Raw genomic sequence first — 18139 nt, 5'->3', positions numbered from 1 at the left:
CCGAGGTCACCGGCACCCAGGGTCGGGTGCGAGACTGGGCGCCATGGTTTCCACGACGGTTCACCTGCTGCGTCACGGCGAGGTGTACAACCCCGACGGTGTCCTGTACGGGCGGCTGCCCGGCTACCGCCTCTCCGACCGTGGCCAGGCGATGGCGAAGATCGTCGCCGACCACCTCACCAGCACCGGTCACGACGTGATCCGGGTGGTGGCCTCCCCGCTGCAACGCGCGCAGGAGACGGCCGCCCCCGTGGCGCAGGGCTTCGGGCTGGAGCTCGCCACCGACGACCGCATCATCGAGGCAGGCAACAGGTTCGAGGGCCTGCCCGTCGGCGACCGCGGGGGCGCGCTCAAGAGCCCGCGCAACTGGCCGTACATGTGGAACCCGTTTCGCCCGTCCTGGGGCGAGCCCTACACGCAGCAGGTCGAGCGCATGCGCAGCGCCGTCGAGGACGCGCGCCTGGCCGCGGAGGGACACGAGATCGTGCTGGTCAGCCACCAGCTCCCGGTCTGGCTCACGCGCCGGTCGTTCGAGAACGGCCAGCTCTGGCACGACCCGCGCCGCCGCCAGTGCAACCTGGCCTCGCTGACGTCCCTGCACTTCGAGGACGACCGGTTCGTGGGCCTCCACTACACGGAGCCCGCCGCGGAGCTCTACGACGGCGCGAGCAAGGTCGCCGGAGCGTGATGCGGGGTAAGACCTTCAGGGTCGTGCAGTGGATAGTGGCAGTCGGCATCGTCATCGGCCTGGTGGCCGCCCTCGCAGGGTGCACGCCCGAGGAGTCCGGCGCCGGTGACGTCGTCGGGCAGGGGTATGTCTCCGGGGACGGGTCGGTGCAGACGTACGACGTCGGGGAGCGCAAGGGGCCGGTAGCCATCGAGGGCATCGACTTCGAGGACAACGACGTCGACACGGCCGACTGGGCGGGTGACGTCGTGGTCGTGAACACCTGGTACGCCTCCTGCGCCCCGTGCCGCGCCGAGGCCCCCGACCTCGTGGAGCTCGCCTCCTCGAAGGAGGGCGTGCAGTTCCTCGGCATCAACACGGAGGACGACGCCGGCGCCGCCCAGGCGTTCCAGCGCACCTTCGAGGTGCCCTACCCCAGCATCGAGGACCGCAGCGGTGTCGTGATCGCGGGCCTGTCCGGCGTCGTGCCGCTGCAGGCCGTGCCGTCCACCGTGATCCTGGACCAGGAGGGCTACGTGGCCGCGCGGGTCATCGGCCAGGTGGAGGGCTCGACGCTCGAGGCCCTCATCGACGAGGTCCTGGCGGAGGCAGCCTGATGCTTCCTCTCGGTGCCGTGACGACCGCGGTCGGCGACGGGCTCGCGGTCACCGCGTTCAGCGGGTCGCTGCTGCTGGCGGTACCCGTGGCGATGCTGGCGGGCCTCGTGTCGTTCGCGTCGCCGTGCGTGCTGCCGCTCGTGCCCGGGTACCTCGGCTACGTGAGCGGCATGGCCGCCGCCTCGATGAACGCGACCGCCGAGGCCGGCGGAACCGGCGGAGCCGTGGCGACGCGCGTCAAGCCCGCCCGCGCCCGCGTCGTCGGCGGCGTGGCGCTGTTCGTGCTCGGCTTCACCGTCGTCTTCGTCTCGTTCGGCGCCGCGTTCGGCGGCCTCGGCAGCTACCTCGTGCGCTGGGACGACGTCATCACCCGCGTGCTCGGCGCGGTGGTCATCCTGCTCGGCCTCGGCTTCCTCGGCGCGGTCCCGTTCCTGCAGCGCGAGGCGCGGTTCCACGTGACACCGCGCGCCGGCCTCTGGGGTGCGCCGCTGCTCGGCATCGTGTTCGGCCTGGGCTGGACGCCCTGCATCGGCCCGACCCTCGGCGCCGTGCAGGCGCTCGCGATCGACGAGGCGTCCGCCGGCCGCGGTGCGCTGCTCGGCGTCGCCTACTGCATAGGCCTGGGCGTGCCGTTCCTGCTGGTCGCCCTCGGGCTGGGGAGCTCCGAGCGCATGATGGACTTCCTGCGCCGGCACCGCCTCGCGGCGCTGCGCCTCGGCGGGGGGCTGCTGGTGCTGGTCGGGCTGCTGCTGGTCACGGGGCTGTGGACGCGCCTCACCGGCGCCATGCAGCTCTGGATCGGCGGATTCGAGACGGTGATCTGATGGCCAGGCGCTCGGGTGGGGACGGCACCTACGTCCCCGAGGGGATCGCGGACGAGTTCACACAGGGCGAGCCGACGTCCGGCGAGCAGAAGCCCAGTCGGCCCAACGCGCCGGTGCTGGGCCTGGTGGGCACGCTGCGCTGGATGTGGCGCCAGCTGACGTCGATGCGCGTGGCGCTCATGCTGCTCATGCTGCTCGCCGTCGCGGCGGTGCCGGGGTCGGTGCTCCCGCAGCGCAACCAGGACGCGGCGGGCGTCATCGAGTACCTCGCCGACCATCCGACGGCGGGGGAGTGGCTCGACAAGGCCGGGTTCTTCGACGTCTACTCGTCGGTCTGGTTCTCCGCGATCTACATCCTGCTGTTCGTCTCGCTGGTGGGCTGCATCCTGCCGCGGTCGATGGCGCACTACCGAGCCCTGCGCGGCCGCCCGCCGCGCGTGCCGTCCCGGTTCAACCGGTTCCCGGCCAAGGCCTCAGGGACCACCACCGCCTCGCCCGAGGAGGCCGCCGACGCCGTCGCCGCCCGCCTGCGCGGCACGATCTCCTGGCTGCCCATGTTCCGCGTGGACCGTGGTGAGGAGCCCTCGCGCGGTGCCGCCCGACCGGCGTCGGCCACCGTGAGCGCCGAGCGCGGCTACCTGCGCGAGACCGGGAACCTGGTGTTCCACCTGGCCCTGGTCGGTCTGCTCGTGTCGGTGGCGACGGGCCAGCTGCTGCACTACCGCGGCCAGGCCATCGTCACCGAGGGCCGCGGGTTCGCGAACGCCGTCGTCGACTACGACACCTTCGAGAAGGGCGCCTGGTTCCGGCCGGAGTCGCTGGTGCCGTTCTCCATGACGCTCGACCGGTTCGTGTCGGAGTTCGCGAGCGACACCGTCGCGTTCGCGCAGGCGCGCGACTTCACGGCGCACGTCACGGTGACCGAGCCCTCGGGCGAGCAGCGGCCGGAGATCGTGAAGGTCAACCACCCGCTGGTCGTCGACGGGGCCAAGATCTACCTGCAGGGCAACGGGTTCGCGCCCGACATCACGGTGCACGACGCCGAGGGCGAGATCGCCTTCGCGGGCCGCGTGACGTTCATCCCGCAGGACACGATGTACACGTCCCGCGGCGTGGTGAAGGTGCCGGACGTCGCCCCCGGGCTCGACCAGATCGGGCTGGTGGGCTACTTCCTGCCGACCGCCGAGGTCGAGCCGGACGGGTCCGCCCGCTCGGCGTTCCCGCAGCCCGTCGACCCGCTGCTGGTGCTCGAGGTGTACACGGGCGACCTGGGGCTCGACGACGGCTCCCCGCAGAACGTGTACGAGCTCGACACGGCGTCGCTCACGCCAGCCGTCGACGAGAACGGCGAGCGGGTCAAGGTGCTGGCCCGGCCCGGCGAGACCGTCGACCTGCCGGACGGGCTCGGCACCCTGACCCTCGGCGACGAGCTACCGCGCTACGTGGCACTCGACCTTCGGCACGACCCGTCGCTCACCTTCGTGCTCGTGTTCGCCCTGCTCGCGCTCGGCGGGCTCACCGTCTCGCTCTTCACGCCGCGACGGCGGGTCTGGGCGCGGGCGTACGTCGCCCAGGATGGGGCTACCGTGGTCGAGGTCGCGGGGCTTGCCCGCGGGGACGACGCAGGCCTGCAGGCCGAGGTCGACCGCGCGCTGGCCGCGGTGCCCGGGTTGGCTGAGCCCGCCGAGGCATCGCCCGCCGAGACCTCGCTGGACGCACCTCGACAGGCTCAGGAACCGCGTGTCGAGACCGGATCGGAAAAGGACTGAACATGGAGCTGGCAAACCTCAGTGTGCTGCTCGTCTGGGGCGCGGCGACGGCCCTCGCCGTCGCGCTCGTCGCGTTCGCCGTGGACCTGTCGCGCCTGTCGGGTGCCAAGGTCGACGCGCGGGACGCGGCCAGGAGCCGGGAGAAGGTGGCCGTCGCGGTCGCCGACGCCGGTTCCGAGGTGGTCTCGCCCTACGGCCCGGACACCACCGCCGACGCCCCCGGTCCGGTGAACCGCAGGCTGGCCCAGGTCGGCATGTCGGTGACCTGGCTCGCGGCGGCGATGCTGCTTGCCGCGATCGTCCTGCGCGGGATCGCCGCGGGCCGCACGCCGTGGGCCAACATGTACGAGTTCACGCTGGTCGGCACGTTCGTGGCCGTCGCGGTGTTCGTCGGGGTCAACGTCCGGCGCGACGTGCGCTTCCTCGGCGCCTTCGTGACCGGGCTCGGCGTGCTGTTCCTCGTGCTGGCGCAGCAGCAGTTCTTCGTCGCGGCGATGGGCGTGCAGCCCGCGCTGCAGAAGTACTGGCTGGTGATCCACGTCGGCGTCGCCATCTGTGCGACGGGCATCTTCACCGTCGCCTTCGTGACGTCGGCGCTGCAGCTCCTGCGGGACGGCCGGGACAACGGCTCGGTGCTGCTCGGCAGCCGCCACTGGGGCTGGCTGGACCACACGCCGGCGCCGTCGGCCCTGGAGTCGCTCTCGTTCCGGCTCAACTCGGTGGCGTTCGTGCTCTGGACCTTCACGCTCATCGGCGGCGCCATCTGGGCCGAGGACGCCTGGGGCCGCTACTGGGGCTGGGACCCCAAGGAGGTCTGGAGCTTCATCGTGTGGGTCGTCTACGCGGCCTACCTGCACGCGCGCACGACGCGTGGCTGGTCCGGCACCCGCGCGGCCTGGTTCGTCGTCGCGGGCTACGCCTGCGTGCTGTTCAACTTCACCGGCGTGAACCTGATCTTCAACGGGAAGCACTCGTACTCGGGCCTGTAGCTCCGCGAAGTAGAGCGGGCGTCCGGACACACGCTCTATCTCGGCCATCGACTGGTCGCGAGATAGAGCGTGTGTCCGGACGCCCGCTCTACTTCGGCGTCAGGACGGCGGTCGGGTCAGTCGGTGTGGGCCGAGCCGTTCTCGGCGTCGTCGTCCTTGGCGTCCCGGGTGCCGCGCGCCTCCCGCTCCCGCTTGCGCTTCTCCTGCTCGAGGCGCCAGAGGAACTCGGGGTCATCGTCAGGGGCGACGGGACCGGCGGGACGGCGCGGGCCGGGGCGGGGTGACCGCGGGGACGGCGTCGGACGGCTGCCGCCACCGCTCGGACCGCTGCCGGGCGCCGACGGGCCCTTGCCCGACCGGCGGGCCGCGACGCGCACGACTATCCACGAGATCGCGCCCAGCAGGGGCAGGAGCACGATCAGGAGCACCCAGAGCCACCGAGGCAGCCCGCCGCGTTCGTCCTCGTCAGAGCCCCAGACGTCGGCCAGGGCATACGCCATGAGGCCGACGATGACCAGGATCAGGAGGATGTTTCGCATACCCCCAGCCTACGGCGGGACGGTGGGGATGGGTCAGCCCTCGACGTGACCTTCGCCGCGTTGCCGCCCGTCCCCGTCCGCGTCCGTGGGCAGGTCCGAGGGCGTGGCGTCCTCGGTGCGACCGGCTCCCTCGCGGGCCTCACGCTCGCGCTTGCGCTTGGCCTGTTCCATCAGCCAGATGAACTCGGGGTCGTCCTCGGGCGCGAGGGGCGCGGCGTCCTGCTCCCAGGAGCGCGTCCGGCGCTCGTACCGGGCGGGCGCCGGCTGGCCGGCCGGGAACCCGGTGACCTGCTGGCCGGAGCTCCTCCGTCGGCTTCGGGCGATGTTGCTCACCACCAGCCAGGCGATGGAACCCGCCAGCGGAAGGAACACGATGGCGACGATCCAGAAACCCTTCTGGATGCCGCCGAGGTCCTCTTCCTCCGCCTGGATCACGTCGACCAGCGCGTAGACGACGAGCGCGAGATACAAGAGGAAGAAGACGAGCTTGGGCATGGGCTGGAGCCTAGCGGGGCGGGTGCTGGAGGCGCCTGGCCGAACGGGTGAACTCGTGGCCGGGTGTGACCGGGGCCCGGCTTACGATGGGAGGGTGCCCCTCCTGACCTACACGTTGCTCCGCCTCGCGCTGTTCGGCGCGACCCTCGGCCTGCTCTACCTGGTCGGCCTGCGGGGCTGGCTGCTCCCGACGGTGGCGGTAGTGGTGGCGCTGGCGCTGTCGTACCTGACGCTGACGAAGCCCCGGGACGCCGCGACGCGGTGGATCGCCGCACGGACGGACCGCCGCGCCGCCGAGCGCGCGGTCTTCCCGAAGGGCGACGCCGACGCGGCCCACGAGGACGCCGAGGTCGACAAGAGGCTCCAGGCCGACTGACCCGCCGGCCCGGCTCCGCCGTCCGACCCTCCGCGGGTCAGATCGACAGGCCGAACCAGAGCAGCACGCCGTAGCCCAGCTCGTACAGGCCCGTACCGGCCAGCACCGGGATCAGCAGCTTGCCGCGGGCCCCGGCGAGCACCGGGATGGTCAGCAGGATCGCCGGCCCGAACAGCAGCAGCACGACGAGCGACCACGGTGCCCAGAACGCGCACACCAGGCCGAGCAGCAGCGGAACCGCCAGCATCGCCACGTACGCCCGGCGGGCCTTGTGGTCGCCGAGCCGCACGGCCAGGGTCCGCTTGCCGGCGAGCACGTCGGTCGGGATGTCGCGCAGGTTGTTGACCATGAGCAGCGCGCACGCGATGAGGCCCACCCCGACGGCGCCGAGCACCGCCGGCCACGTGATGCGGTCGGCCTGCGTGTACGTGGTGCCGAGCACCGCGACCAGGCCGAAGAACACGAACACGGCGATCTCGCCGAGTCCCCGGTACCCGTACGGCTTCTTGCCGCCCGTGTAGTACCAGGCCGCGGCCACGCACACCGCGCCGACCGCGAGCAGCCACCAGTGGCCCGAGACCGCGCACAGCGCGAGGCCGAGCAGGCCGGCGACGCCGAACGAGGCGAAGGCGGCGCGCTTCACGCTGCCGGGCGCCGCGGCGCCGGAGGCAGTGAGCCGCATCGGCCCCACCCGGTCGAGGTCGGTCCCGCGGACCCCGTCGGAGTAGTCGTTGGCGTAGTTGACGCCGACCTGCAGGGCCAGGGCGACCCCCAGCGCGAGGAGTGCGGGCAGCCACGCGGAGGCGTCCACCTGCGCGGCCGCGCCGGTACCCACCAGCACCGGTGCAGCTGCCGCCGGCAGCGTGCGGGGCCGGGCCCCGGAGATCCACTCGGCGGCAGTCGCCATCAGCGTGTCCTTCGTTCGTGAGGTGTGACCAGCATCTGTGGACAGCAAGGTTCGCGCCCAGCAGGTTCGACGGACCAGGTCCGGGCCTGTTCGAGGCCCTGGCGGAGGAACGAAGTCATGGTCGCACGGGTTCCCGGGCAGCCTCCCGCTCGGCCCGCACGACGGCGTCCCGTACCGCCCGGCGGTCCGTCTTGCCGGGGCCGCGGGTGGGCAGGGCATCCGTGACGTACACGCGGCGCGGCGCGGCGGGGGCACCGAGCCGCTGCCCGACGGCGGAGCGCAGCCCGGCGAGCAGCTCGCCGCCGCCGTCGGTCAGGACCGGGGCCGGGACCGGGTCCGGGCTCTGGCCGTCCGGCGATCCCTGGGCGGCGGACACCCGGCCGGCCGTCCCGGTCGCGACGACGGCGACGACCGCCTGGCCCCACTCGGCGTCGGGCACGCCGACGACGCAGGCCTCCCCGGGGGTGCCGAGCCCCGCGAGGTGTTCGGCGATGGCGTCCTCGACGGCCGCCGGGGCGACGTTGACGCCGCCGGTGAGGATGACGTCGTCCGCCCGGCCGAGGATCGTGAGCCGACCGTCGTCCAGGCGGCCCAGGTCGGAGGTGCGGAACCAGCGGGTGCCGTCCGGGTCGGTACGGAAGACAGCGGCGGTGGCGGCGGGATCACCGACGTAGCCCTCGGCGAGCATCGGGCCGGACAGCTCGACGACGCCGGTCCCCGGGGCGGACCCGGGCGCGAGGCCGGACCCCGGCCCGGCGGTGGCGTCGGTGTCGGCGTCGGCGTCGGCCAGGCGGACCCGCACGCCGGCGAGCGGGACGCCGTCGTACACGCAGCCGCCGCTCGTCTCGGACATGCCGTAGGTGGTGACGACGCGGACGCCGGCGGCCCGCGCGCTCGCCAGCAGGGGCGCCGGCGCGGCCGCACCGCCGACGAGCACCGCGTCGAACCGGGCGAGGGCGTCGAGTCCTGCGCGGTCGCCGTCGTCGGCCGCGGTGACCAGGCGGTGCAGCTGGGTGGGGACCAGCGAGACGTACGCGCGCCGGCCGCGCGCCAGGCGGTCGGCGAAGTCGGCGGCGACCGCCGCGAACCCGGCAGCGGTGAAGCGGTCGAGCGTGTCCGGGTACGGCGCGCCGCCCGCCATGAGGGACCGGGTGATGACCTGGACCCCGGCGACGTGGGTGGGCGGGAGCACGAGCAGCCAGCTTCCGGGACCGCCGAGCCGTTCGTGCGTGGCGTCCGCCGAGGCGCGCAGGGCGGCGGCGCTCAGCGCGACCTCGCGCGGGTTTCCCGTGGAACCGGAGGTCCGCAGCACGAGCGCGGTGCCGGGCGGCGGAGCGACGTCGGACAGGCGGGGCTGCGGCGCGTACGCCGGACCGCCGTCGAGGGCGTCCCGGACGGCACGGACGACGCTGCTCACAGGGTCGGGCAGAGCGTCGGGCAAGCGGTCGCTCACAGCGTCGGGCAGAGGGTCGGTCGGGGCCACCTCACGAGCGTAAGCGTGCGCCGAGGGTGCCGGGCGACGATGCGGCGGGCGCCCGATGAGAGACCTTTCATCCGGGTCTCATGGCGGGCTCATACCGGCCGAGTTGAGTGACGGTGTTGCACCTCAGCGTCCCTCGACCAGAAAGCGTGGCCGTCATGAGCATCCTCGACACGTCCCCTGACCTGCGCGGCTACGCCCCGCACCCCGTCGTCGCCCCGCTACGGGCGGACATCGCCGGCGCGCGGACGCCCGACCCGCTCGTGCGCCGTCTGGTGCGGGCCAAGAAGGCCTACTCCACGCGGTTCGTCGCGGCGGCCATCGAGCAGGACCCCGGTGCCTTCGACCTGATCACCGACCCGGCGCGGGCGCCACGGGCAGGCGATGTCGTCCTGGCCCGGGTGGTGACCATCGGCCAGCACAAGCGGCTCGAGTCGCCGGTGTCACGCCGCCAGATCCTGTTCGAGGGTGACGAGATCGTCGTGGCCTACGGGTCGCGCTACGCCGCCGACCAGTTCCTCGCCGTCATCCCCGAGGACCTCGGCGAGTGTCATCTCGCGGCCGCCGGCGGGCTCGCCTCGCGCGTCGTCGACCAGCACGCGGCGATCGACGACGCAACGGTGATCGAGCCGATCGGGCTGCTCTCCCGTGCGAACCGGGTGGTCAACCTGGCGAGGTTCGCGCCGCAGGCGGTGCGTGCGGCGGCGCTCGCCGGCGGCTCTGCGGCGCGCGTTCCCGTCGTCGCGGTGGTCGGTACGTCGATGAACTCCGGCAAGTCCACGACGATGGCCTGCCTCGCCCGCGGTCTCACCGCGGCCGGACTCACCGTCCACGCGGGCAAGGCGACCGGCACGGGCGCGGGCAACGACGCGCACCACTACACCGACGCGGGCGCGGACCGCGTGGTCGACTTCACCGACTTCGGTCTCCCCAGCACGTTCGGCCTGTCCTTCGAGGAGGTCCGGGACGTGTTCGCGACCATGACGGACGTGCTGGCGTCCCCGGCGGCGCACGGCACCCCCGACGTCGTCCTGATCGAGATCGCCGACGGCATCTTCCAGGGCGACACGAGCCGGCTCCTCACCGACGGCGCCTTCCGTTCCGTGGTCGACCGCGTGGTGTTCGCCGCCGGGGACGCGCTCGGCGCGAGCGGCGGGATCGCGGCGCTCCGGGCGCTGGGCTGCGAGCCGTCGGTGGTGTCCGGGGTGCTCACCGCCTCGCCGCTCGCCACCGCGGAGGCGCGTGCCGCGCTCGACGTCGGCGTTGTGCCGACCTACGACCTGTGCCTGCCGTCCGAGGCGCTCGCCGCCGCGGGGCTGGCTCCTGCGGGAGTCGGACATGCCGTCGCCTGAGCCCGAGCCGGGCCTGCTCCCCAAGATCTACACCGGGGGCCGGCGCGGCTGGGTGATCGGCCTGGTCGCCCTGGGCCTCGGCCAGGCCGCGCTCGGCGCGGTCAGCGCCTGGACCCTCACGCAGCTCCGCGCGGGCAGCCCGTGGCCGATGGCGGTGGTGATCGTCAGCATCGTCGCGGCCGCCGTGGCGTTCGGCGGGCTGCGCGTGGAGGAGCGGATAGTCGCCGAACGGCTCGGCCAGGACTACGTGCGGGACGTACGCCGTGACCTGGTCCAGGCCGAGCTCACCCCGGGCAGCCGCACGCACATCGGCATCACCGTCGCCCGGACCACCAACGATCTCTCCAGCGTGCGCAACTGGGTGTCACAGGGCGTCGGACCGCTCGCCGCAGGGATCCCGCTGATCCTCGGCTCCGTCGTGGGCCTCACGATCATCGACCCGTTCCTCGGCCTCGGGTTCCTGTTCCCGCTCGGCGTGCTCGCCGCGGTGATGGCGCCCTGGGCGCGGACGGCGTACCAGCGGTCGCGCAGCCTGCGGCGGGCCCGCGGGCGCATGGCCACGCGGATCGCCGACACGGTAGGCGCCGCGCAGGGGATCATCGCGGCCCGCGGCGCAGGCCGCGAGCTCGGCCACATCGACTCCGCCTCGGACGTCGTCGTCGACCGTGCGGTCGACCGGTCCGCGATCGTCGGCCTGATCCGGGCCGGCGGCACCGTGGCGGCGATGCTGGCCACGCTGGCCGTCGCGGCCGTCGGCGTCATCCGCGGCATCGACCCCGCCGTCACGATGGCCGCCATGGCGATAGCGGGCATCGCGTCGACGCCGATCATCGACATCGGCCGGATCGTCGAGTACCGCCAGACCTACCTGGCCGCCTGCGCCGTCCTGGGTCCGGCGCTCGCCGACGCCGCACGCCGGCGCGCCGAGTACGAGCAGGCCCGCGAGGCCGCGTCGTCGGCCCTCATGCCGGACGGCGCGGACGCACCCGGCCTGGTGCACGTCGCGATCCCGGGGCTCACCCACGCGCCCTTGCGGGCGAACGCCGGTGCCCGGATCCGGCTGACCGGCGACGACCCGGGGGCGCCGCTGCGCCTGATGCGCCGGGTCGTCGGGCTCGACGCGACCCCGTCCGGCGTCGCCGACGAGATCTGGGTGGGCGGCGAGAACCTGCGGGCCGTCGCTCCGGCGCGTGGTCGCGCGCTCGTCGGGCTCGCCACGCGGGACACGGTGTTCGAGCGCGGATCGCTGCGGCGTGCGCTGCGCTACCGGCGTCCTGACCTGGACGAGGAGACGGCCCTTGCCGCCCTCGAGGGCGTCGGCCTCTCCGTCGACCCGTTCCCCGACGGGCTGCGCACCGTGCTGCGCTCCGGCGGGGAACCGCTGACCACCGACGAGCGGGCGCGGCTCGCCCTCGCCCGCGCGATCTACGGCGAGCCGCCGCTGCTCCTGGTCGCCGACCTCGACCGCGACCTGGACGAGGAGGGGCGTGCCCGGCTGGAGCGCATCCTGGCGGGCTACCCGGGTGTTGTCGTGCTCACCGGGTCCGACGAGCTGGCGCGGGCGCTGGGTGCCGAGGAGTTCCGGGTAGAGGCGACGCCGGTCCTGGTCGCCCCGGACGGGCGCGCCCCGGACGGCGACGACTGAGCCCGGTGCACCCTCGACGTGGCGCGCCGTCAGTAGTAGTACGGGAACGCCGACCAGTCCGGCTCGCGGCGCTCCAGGAACGCCTCCTTGCCCTCGACCGCCTCGTCGGTCATGTACGCCAGCCGCGTCGCCTCGCCGGCGAAGACCTGCTGGCCGGCGATGCCGTCGTCGGCGGCGTTGAAGGCAAACTTCAGCATCCGGATGGCCTGCGGCGACTTGGTGGCGATGATCTTCGCGTACTCGAGCGCCAGCCCTTCCAGGTCCTCGTGCTCGGCGACCTCGTTGACGGAGCCCCAGCGTTCGGCGTCGTCGGCGGAGTACTCGCGAGCGAGGAAGAAGACCTCGCGGGCACGCTTCTGCCCGATCTGGCGGGCGAAGTAGGCGGAGCCGTACCCGGCGTCGAACGAGCCGACGTCGGCGTCGGTCTGCTTGAACTTGCCGTGCTCGCGGCACGCGACGGTGAGGTCTGCGACGACGTGCAGCGAGTGCCCGCCGCCGGCGGCCCAGCCGTCAACCACCGCGATGACGACCTTGGGCATGGTCCGCATGAGGCGCTGCACCTCGAGGATGTGCAGGCGACCGGCCTTGGCCGGGTCGATCGAGTCGGCGTTCTCGCCCTCGGCGTAGCGGTAGCCGTCGCGGCCGCGGATGCGCTGGTCGCCGCCGCTGCAGAACGCCCAGCCGCCGTCCTTGGGGGAGGGGCCGTTGCCGGTCAGGAGCACCGTGCCGACGTCGGACGACATGCGCGCGTGGTCCATGACCCGGTACAGCTCGTCCACGCTGTGCGGGCGGAACGCGTTGCGGACCTCGGGGCGGTCGAACGCGATACGGACCACGGGCAGGTCGCGCGGCTCGGGGCCGGTGCGGTCGACGCCGCGGTGGTACGTGAGGTCGGTCAGGTCCTCGAAGCCCGACACCGCGCGCCAGCGCTGCGGGTCGAACGTCTCGGAGACCTGCTGGGGGAGTTCGGTGCTCGTGGTCACGCGGCAAAGCCTAGTTCGGGGCCAGGGAGGGCGCGGCAGCCTCTATCGTGGCGGCGACGAGAGGACCCTCACATGCTCATCCGCCATCGCGGCCTCGAACCCTCCATCGACCCGTCGGCGTACGTCGCCCCGTCGGCGACGCTCGTCGGCGACGTCCGCATCGCCGCCGGCGCGCGGATCCTGCACGGCGCGGTGCTCACCGCCGAGGACGGTGCCGTGATCATCGGTGCGGACACCGTGGTGATGGAGAACGCGCTGGTCCGTGGCCGGCACAGCCACCCCGCCCGGATCGGGTCCGCAGTGATGATCGGCCCGCACGCCCACGTCAACGGCAGCACCGTCGAGGACGAGGCGTTCATCGCGACCGGCGCCGCGCTGTTCCCGGGCAGTGTCATCGGTGCGGGCGCCGAGGTGCGCATCCACGGCGTGGTGCAGGTCAACACGGCGGTGGCCCCGGGCGCGGTGGTGCCGATCGGCTGGATCGCGGTGGGCGACCCCGCAACGATCCTGCCGCCGGAGAAGCACGAGGAGATCTGGGCGATCCAGCGCGAGCTCGACTTCCCCGGCACCGTGTACGGGGTCGACAGGGACGTCTCGATGCGCGAGCTCATGGGCCGCCAGTCCGAGTACTACGGCGCCCACCGCGACGACGCGCCTGTGGACGGGACCGCGTAGCGATCCAGGTACTCAGGTCCGGCGGTCCAGGTCCTGGTTCGCTGCGAGGTCCTCCGGCCGGATCTCGGGGCGCGAGCCGCGCGTGGCGCCCACCGAGGCGACGACCACACAAAGCACCGCGATCCATTGCGACCAGTGCAGCAGCTCCTGGAGCACGACGAGGCCGATGAGGGCCGCCATGGCTGGTTCGAGGCTCATCAGGATGCCGAAGACGCGCGGCGGCATCGTGCGCAGCGCCTCCAGGTCCAGCGAGTACGGGACCACCGACGACAACAGCGCCAGACCGAGCCCCGCGACCAGGACCCACGGCTGAACCAGCGCCGCTCCGCTGTCGACCACGCCGATGGGGACCGCCACAAGCACTGCGACGATCATGCCCAGGGCCAGGCCGTTGCCCTCCGTGGTGTGGCGGCCCAGAGCCGCGCTGACCACGATGTACAGGCCCCAGCACGCCCCCGCGGCGAGGGCGAACAGCAGACCGATGAGGTCTACCTCGCCGCCTCCGCCCATGAGCAGGACGACGCCGGCTGCCGCGAGCGCCGCCCAGAGCGCGTCCAGCCATCGCCTCGACCCGATGAGGGCCACCGTCAGCGGCCCGAGGAACTCGACGGTGACCGCGATCCCCAGGGGGAGCCGGTCCAGTGCCAGGTAGAAGCACAGGTTCATCAGGCCGAGGGTCAGGCCGTAAGCGACCACCACGGTCCACGCCTGACGGCTCATGCGCAGGGAAGGCCGCCACAGGAGCATCAGGATCGCTGCGGCGAAGAACAGCCGCAGCGCGACGGTCCCGAAGCTGCCCACCTCGCTGAACAGCTGCTTGGCCAGCGCGGAGCCGAGCTGGACGCTGACGATGCCGAGCAGGACCAGGGCCGTCGGCGGAACCCCACCGAGACCGCGTCCGACCAGACCGGTCAGGGAGGGTCGGGGCGTCGGGCCGCGTCGAGCACTGTCATCGTTCATGGGGGCCACATCTGGAGTATCGACGACCGCGGAGCCGGGCAACATGCCATTTCCGTGCGCCCCTGTGGATAACTCTCCAGCGGTGTCGGCGGCTCGACGTACGTTGGTTGTCGGGCGCTCATCCCGACAACCAGCTGCAGGAGGAACGATGGTGCTTGTGCTTGACAGTTCAGAACGTGTTCTGAACTATGGAACGATGGACGTTCGGCCGATTTCTCAGACGGTGCGGTTCTCCGATCTCTCACGCGATTCGAAGAAGGTCGCGGCTGCGGCTGACCGGGGCCCTGTCATGATCACGCGTCGTGACGGTGAACCTCTGGTGCTGCAGCGGCAGAGCGTCTACGAGCAGAATCGGGCTGGGCTCGCACTCGCTTCCCAGGTGATCGCGGCCGCCGTAGGCGAAGGCCCTGAGGGCTTTGCGGAGCGGCTGGGGCGATTCTTCCCGTGGATGAGCTTTCTTCCGCTGGCCGGACGTGCTCAGTGCGCGCACGAGCTAGCCCAAGTGGCCCGGGCCTGTGCGTCGGTGTCGGTCTTCGAGCCGCTCGAGGTCGAGGTCGGCGCGTGGCAGTCGACGGCCGAGGCGTACGCGTCGGGCCATGGGCCTGACCGGGAGTACGACTGGCTGGACGAGCCGATCGCCGTTGAGCGGCCGTGATGGTGCGAGAGGCCGCAGTACCTCGCCCCATCAAGAAGAACGAGTACACGATCGTCTTCGCGAGCAAACAAGCCCAGAAGGGCTGGACTGATGTCGCAGCGACGAAACGAAACGCGCTGGCCGACGCGTGGGACTTTCTCACGCGGACCCCGCATGCATCATCGCCAACCTGCCATCAGCTCAAGTTCGAGCTGGCGACTGTCGAGCGTGCCGGACAGGTCCACGACAGGTGGCAGTACGAGCTGCCTGGCGGGGCGCGGATCTGGTTCTACGTGACGAAGGATGAGCCGGCAGCGGGTGTTGTGTACATCCTCGACGTCCACACGCACCATCCGAACGAGACCAAGTAGTCGTGCAGGTCGTTAGCCTGGGCCTGTGCTGCTGATCGGTGAGCCCGTCGTCTGGTCCACGCCCCTCCGGACCCGCTTTCGCGGGATCGACGTGCGCGACGGCGTCTTGCTGCGCGGGCCTGCCGGCTGGGGCGAGCTGTCGCCGTTCTGGGACTACGACGACGCCGAGTCCGCGACCTGGCTGCGCGCCGCGCACGAGGCGGCCTTCACCGGCTGGCCCGAACCCGTCAGGCAGAGCGTGCCGGTGAACGTGACGGTCCCCGCCGTCGGGCCGGAGCGCGCCCGGGAGATCGTCCTGGCGTCCGGCGGATGCCGCACCGCCAAGGTCAAGGTCGCCCAGCGCGGGACCGACGGGACGCTCGAACCCGTGTCCGCCGAGGTCGAACGGGTAGCGGCGGTCCGAGAAGCCCTCGGGCCCGACGGCGCCATCCGGATCGACGCCAACGCCGCCTGGACCCCCGACGAGGCCCTCGCCCACCTGGCCGAGATCGACCGCGCGGCCGTCGGGCTGGAGTACGTGGAACAGCCCTGCGCGGAAGTGGACGAGCTCGCCCTCGTCCGCCGCAAGCAGGACGTGCCCGTCGCGGCCGACGAGTCCATCCGCCGCGCGTCCGATCCCATGCGGGTGGTGCGCGAGGAGGCCGCCGACATAGTCGTCCTCAAGGTCCAGCCCTTGGGCGGCGTCCGCGCCTGCCTCGAGCTCGCCGAACAGGTCGGGCTGCCGGTCGTCGTCTCGTCGGCGCTGGAGAGCTCGGTAGGGCTCGCCGCCGGGGTCGCCCTCGCCGCCGCCCTTCCCGAGCTGCCCTACGCCTGCGGGCTCGCGACGTCCCAGCTCCTGGTGCACGACGTCGTCACAGAGCCGCTGCTGCCGGTCGACGGCGCACTCCCCGTCCGCCGCCCCGAACCCTCGCCGCGGGCGCTCGCGGCCGCGGCGGCCGACCACCCGACCGCCGAGCGCTGGCTCGCGCGGTACCACCGACTGACCCGGATCCTGGAGGACGCATGACGATCCCGCCCGCCGTCACCGCCGCCCGCGCACTGGTTGCCGACCTGGTCAGCCGGGGTGTGGCCGACGTCGTGCTCGCGCCCGGCTCGCGCAGCGCGCCCCTCGCCTACGCGGTCGCGGAGGCCGCCGACGCCGGCCGCGTCACGCTGCACGTCCGGATCGACGAGCGGGCGGCGGGATTCCTCGCGCTCGGTCTGTCGAAGGGTGCGGAGGGTGCCCCCGTCGCCGTCGTCACGACGTCGGGGACCGCCGTCGCGAACCTGCACCCGGCGGTGCTGGAGGCGAGCCACACCGGGCTGCCGCTGATCCTGCTCACCGCCGACCGGCCGCACGAGCTGCGCGGTACCGGGGCGTCGCAGACGACCGACCAGGTAGGCATCTTCGGCTCGGCGGTGCGGTTCGCCGTGGACGTGCCGGCGCCGAGCCAGGGGACGGCAGGGGAGCCGGGTGCCGAGCCAGGCGTCGCGAGTGCGGAGGAGCTCCGCGACCTGCGGAGCGTCACGGGGCGCGCGGTCAGCGCAGCCCTCGGTTTCCGGTCGGGACATCCCGGGCCCGTGCACCTCAACCTGGCGTTCCGGGACCCGCTGACGCCGTCGGCCCCGCTGCCCGGGCTGCCCGCGGACACCGCGCAGCAGGGCCACGCCAAGCCCGACCCGCCGCTCGTCGTGCCCGCCATGTTGCAGCACGTCGCGTCGCCCGCGCTGCCCGGCAACCCGGCGCACACGGTCGTCGTGGCGGGTGACGGCGCGGGCACCGATGCCCGGCAGCTCGCGGAGGTGCAGGGCTGGCCGCTGTTCGCGGAGCCGTCGTCGGGCGCGACGGGCGGGCCCAACTCCATCGCGGCCTACCGGGCGCTGCTCGGCTCCGAGGACCTCGCCGGGAGCATCGAGCAGGTGGTGGTCCTCGGCCGGCCGACGCTCTCGCGGCCGGTGCAGCGGCTCCTCGGCCGCCCCGACGTGACGGTCTCCGTCGTCGCGCCGGGCGCAGGCCCGTGGCCCGACGCCGCCCGCAACGCCGCGGTGGTGCTGCCGGGCGTGTCGCCCGCCTGGTTCGAGACGTCCACCCCGCCGCCGTCCGCCTTCCTGGAGCGCTGGCGCGCCGCCGGGGCGCAGGCCTCCAGGGTGCTCGACGACGTGACCTGCGACGAGGCGGTTCTCGGCGGACCGACCGCGCTCTCGGTGGCCCGTGCGGTGGCCGCGGTGCTCGGGCCGGACGACCTGCTGGTGGTCGGCTCGTCCAACCCGGTCCGGGACCTCGAGCTCGTACTCGGCCTCGACGGCCCCGGCCCGGCGGTCCTCGCGAACCGCGGGCTCGCGGGTATCGACGGCACGGTGTCGACGGCGGTCGGCGTCGCGCTCGCCGCCGCCCGCCGTGGTCTGCGGACCCGCGCCCTCCTGGGCGACCTCACGTTCCTGCACGACGTCGGCGGTTTGCTCCGCGGACCGGACGAGACCCCGGTGGACCTCGAGATAGTGGTGGTGAACGACGACGGCGGGTCGATCTTCGCGACGCTGGAGCACGGCGCGCTCGCGGCGACCAGCAACGCGGCGAACGCCACGTTCGAGCGGGTCTTCGGGACGCCGCACGGATCGAACCTGGCGCAGCTGTGCGCGGGCTACGGCGTGGATCACCAGCTGGTGAAGGACGTGCCGACCCTGCGCCACGCGCTGCAGGCACCCAGTCACGGGATCCAGGTGATCGAGGTGCGGGTGCCGCGTGCGGACCGCCAGGCGGAGTCCACCGACCTGGCGCGCCGCATAGTGGACGCCGTCCAGGAGTGAGGACTCGCAGCCAACTCACAGACTCGTCCAAGGTTGAAGCAAGGATCGGGGTGTCAACTGGTTCTGACT

19 protein-coding genes are annotated in these 18139 nt (G+C 73.0%); 13 read left to right on the top strand and 6 right to left on the bottom strand.

What is annotated here, in order from left to right; translation table 11 throughout:
* Window positions 1-43 precede the first annotated feature (43 nt).
* Genes ACFO6V_RS12415 through ccsB form a run of 5 tightly spaced genes read left to right on the top strand, consistent with a single transcriptional unit; the run spans window position 44 to window position 4866 of the window.
* Complete coding sequence (locus tag ACFO6V_RS12415; RefSeq protein WP_377135741.1) at window positions 44-688, top strand: histidine phosphatase family protein; 645 nt, start codon at window positions 44-46, stop codon at window positions 686-688.
* Entirely contained in the window at window positions 688-1284 is a 597-nt protein-coding gene (locus ACFO6V_RS12410; RefSeq protein WP_377135739.1) for a TlpA family protein disulfide reductase, read from the top strand. The genes ACFO6V_RS12415 and ACFO6V_RS12410 overlap by 1 nt, the downstream gene beginning before the upstream one ends.
* Window positions 1284-2108 (top strand): cytochrome c biogenesis CcdA family protein, encoded by an 825-nt coding sequence (locus ACFO6V_RS12405; RefSeq protein ID WP_377135737.1) that lies wholly within the window; start codon window positions 1284-1286, stop codon window positions 2106-2108. Before ACFO6V_RS12410 ends, ACFO6V_RS12405 begins: the two co-directional genes overlap by 1 nt.
* Window positions 2108-3877, top strand: coding sequence for a cytochrome c biogenesis protein ResB (resB, locus tag ACFO6V_RS12400; RefSeq protein WP_377135735.1), 1770 nt, complete (start codon window positions 2108-2110; stop codon window positions 3875-3877). Before ACFO6V_RS12405 ends, resB begins: the two co-directional genes overlap by 1 nt.
* 2 nt (window positions 3878-3879) lie before the next feature.
* Entirely contained in the window at window positions 3880-4866 is a 987-nt protein-coding gene (gene ccsB, locus ACFO6V_RS12395; RefSeq protein WP_377135732.1) for a c-type cytochrome biogenesis protein CcsB, read from the top strand.
* Window positions 4867-4982: 116 nt separating this feature from the next.
* Here ccsB and ACFO6V_RS12390 read toward each other — a convergent pair whose 3' ends face one another.
* Together ACFO6V_RS12390 and ACFO6V_RS12385 are read right to left on the bottom strand one after the other, a co-directional pair.
* Entirely contained in the window at window positions 4983-5405 is a 423-nt protein-coding gene (locus ACFO6V_RS12390; RefSeq protein WP_377135730.1) for a PLDc N-terminal domain-containing protein, read from the bottom strand.
* A gap of 33 nt (window positions 5406-5438) precedes the next feature.
* Window positions 5439-5900 carry a PLD nuclease N-terminal domain-containing protein gene (locus tag ACFO6V_RS12385; RefSeq protein ID WP_377135728.1) on the bottom strand — a complete coding sequence of 154 codons (462 nt, stop codon included), beginning with the start codon at window positions 5898-5900 and terminating at the stop codon, window positions 5439-5441.
* A 94-nt stretch (window positions 5901-5994) separates the two neighbouring features.
* Between ACFO6V_RS12385 and ACFO6V_RS12380 the strand changes: the two genes are divergently transcribed.
* Window positions 5995-6276 carry a DUF4229 domain-containing protein gene (locus tag ACFO6V_RS12380; protein WP_377135726.1) on the top strand — a complete coding sequence of 94 codons (282 nt, stop codon included), beginning with the start codon at window positions 5995-5997 and terminating at the stop codon, window positions 6274-6276.
* Window positions 6277-6313: 37 nt separating this feature from the next.
* Here ACFO6V_RS12380 and ACFO6V_RS12375 read toward each other — a convergent pair whose 3' ends face one another.
* The gene (locus ACFO6V_RS12375; RefSeq protein ID WP_377135724.1) at window positions 6314-7183 is read right to left on the bottom strand and encodes a 1,4-dihydroxy-2-naphthoate polyprenyltransferase; all 870 of its coding nucleotides are present in this window, start codon (window positions 7181-7183) and stop codon (window positions 6314-6316) included.
* 115 nt (window positions 7184-7298) lie between these two features.
* Window positions 7299-8666, bottom strand: coding sequence for an AMP-binding protein (locus tag ACFO6V_RS12370; RefSeq protein ID WP_377135722.1), 1368 nt, complete (start codon window positions 8664-8666; stop codon window positions 7299-7301).
* Between the two features lie 155 nt (window positions 8667-8821).
* Between ACFO6V_RS12370 and ACFO6V_RS12365 the strand changes: the two genes are divergently transcribed.
* Both ACFO6V_RS12365 and ACFO6V_RS12360 read left to right on the top strand, forming a co-directional pair.
* Window positions 8822-10015, top strand: coding sequence for a DUF1611 domain-containing protein (locus ACFO6V_RS12365; protein ID WP_377135720.1), 1194 nt, complete (start codon window positions 8822-8824; stop codon window positions 10013-10015).
* A complete protein-coding gene (locus ACFO6V_RS12360; RefSeq protein WP_377135718.1) occupies window positions 10002-11660 on the top strand; it encodes an ABC transporter transmembrane domain-containing protein in 1659 nt (552 codons plus the stop codon). Before ACFO6V_RS12365 ends, ACFO6V_RS12360 begins: the two co-directional genes overlap by 14 nt.
* 29 nt (window positions 11661-11689) lie before the next feature.
* Here ACFO6V_RS12360 and ACFO6V_RS12355 read toward each other — a convergent pair whose 3' ends face one another.
* Window positions 11690-12643, bottom strand: coding sequence for a 1,4-dihydroxy-2-naphthoyl-CoA synthase (locus tag ACFO6V_RS12355; protein ID WP_377135716.1), 954 nt, complete (start codon window positions 12641-12643; stop codon window positions 11690-11692).
* A 72-nt stretch (window positions 12644-12715) separates the two neighbouring features.
* On the opposite strand from ACFO6V_RS12355, the gene ACFO6V_RS12350 reads away from it, so the two are divergent.
* Complete coding sequence (locus tag ACFO6V_RS12350) at window positions 12716-13318, top strand: gamma carbonic anhydrase family protein (RefSeq protein WP_377135714.1); 603 nt, start codon at window positions 12716-12718, stop codon at window positions 13316-13318.
* A 12-nt stretch (window positions 13319-13330) separates the two neighbouring features.
* On the opposite strand, the gene ACFO6V_RS12345 is transcribed toward ACFO6V_RS12350, so the two are convergent.
* Window positions 13331-14278 (bottom strand): EamA family transporter, encoded by a 948-nt coding sequence (locus tag ACFO6V_RS12345; RefSeq protein WP_377135712.1) that lies wholly within the window; start codon window positions 14276-14278, stop codon window positions 13331-13333.
* Window positions 14279-14426: 148 nt separating this feature from the next.
* On the opposite strand from ACFO6V_RS12345, the gene ACFO6V_RS12340 reads away from it, so the two are divergent.
* From ACFO6V_RS12340 to menD, 4 genes are read left to right on the top strand one after another with little or no spacing between them, the layout of a single operon-like run.
* Window positions 14427-14933, top strand: a complete 507-nt coding sequence (locus ACFO6V_RS12340) for a type II toxin-antitoxin system Phd/YefM family antitoxin (RefSeq protein WP_377135710.1) — start codon at window positions 14427-14429, stop codon at window positions 14931-14933.
* Window positions 14933-15283, top strand: a complete 351-nt coding sequence (locus ACFO6V_RS12335; RefSeq protein ID WP_377135708.1) for a hypothetical protein — start codon at window positions 14933-14935, stop codon at window positions 15281-15283. The genes ACFO6V_RS12340 and ACFO6V_RS12335 overlap by 1 nt, the downstream gene beginning before the upstream one ends.
* A 25-nt stretch (window positions 15284-15308) precedes the next feature.
* Window positions 15309-16289 (top strand): o-succinylbenzoate synthase, encoded by a 981-nt coding sequence (locus tag ACFO6V_RS12330; protein ID WP_377135706.1) that lies wholly within the window; start codon window positions 15309-15311, stop codon window positions 16287-16289.
* On the top strand, window positions 16286-18070 hold the full coding sequence (menD, locus tag ACFO6V_RS12325) for a 2-succinyl-5-enolpyruvyl-6-hydroxy-3-cyclohexene-1-carboxylic-acid synthase (RefSeq protein WP_377135704.1): 1785 nt from the start codon (window positions 16286-16288) through the stop codon (window positions 18068-18070). Before ACFO6V_RS12330 ends, menD begins: the two co-directional genes overlap by 4 nt.
* The last annotated feature ends 69 nt before the right edge of the window (window positions 18071-18139 follow it).

It is taken from the genome of Promicromonospora alba (genome assembly GCF_042654905.1).
Classification (GTDB): domain Bacteria; phylum Actinomycetota; class Actinomycetes; order Actinomycetales; family Cellulomonadaceae; genus Promicromonospora; species Promicromonospora alba.
The sequence above is the reverse complement of the archived record's forward strand: the minus strand, read 5'-3'. Positions and strand labels throughout refer to the sequence as shown.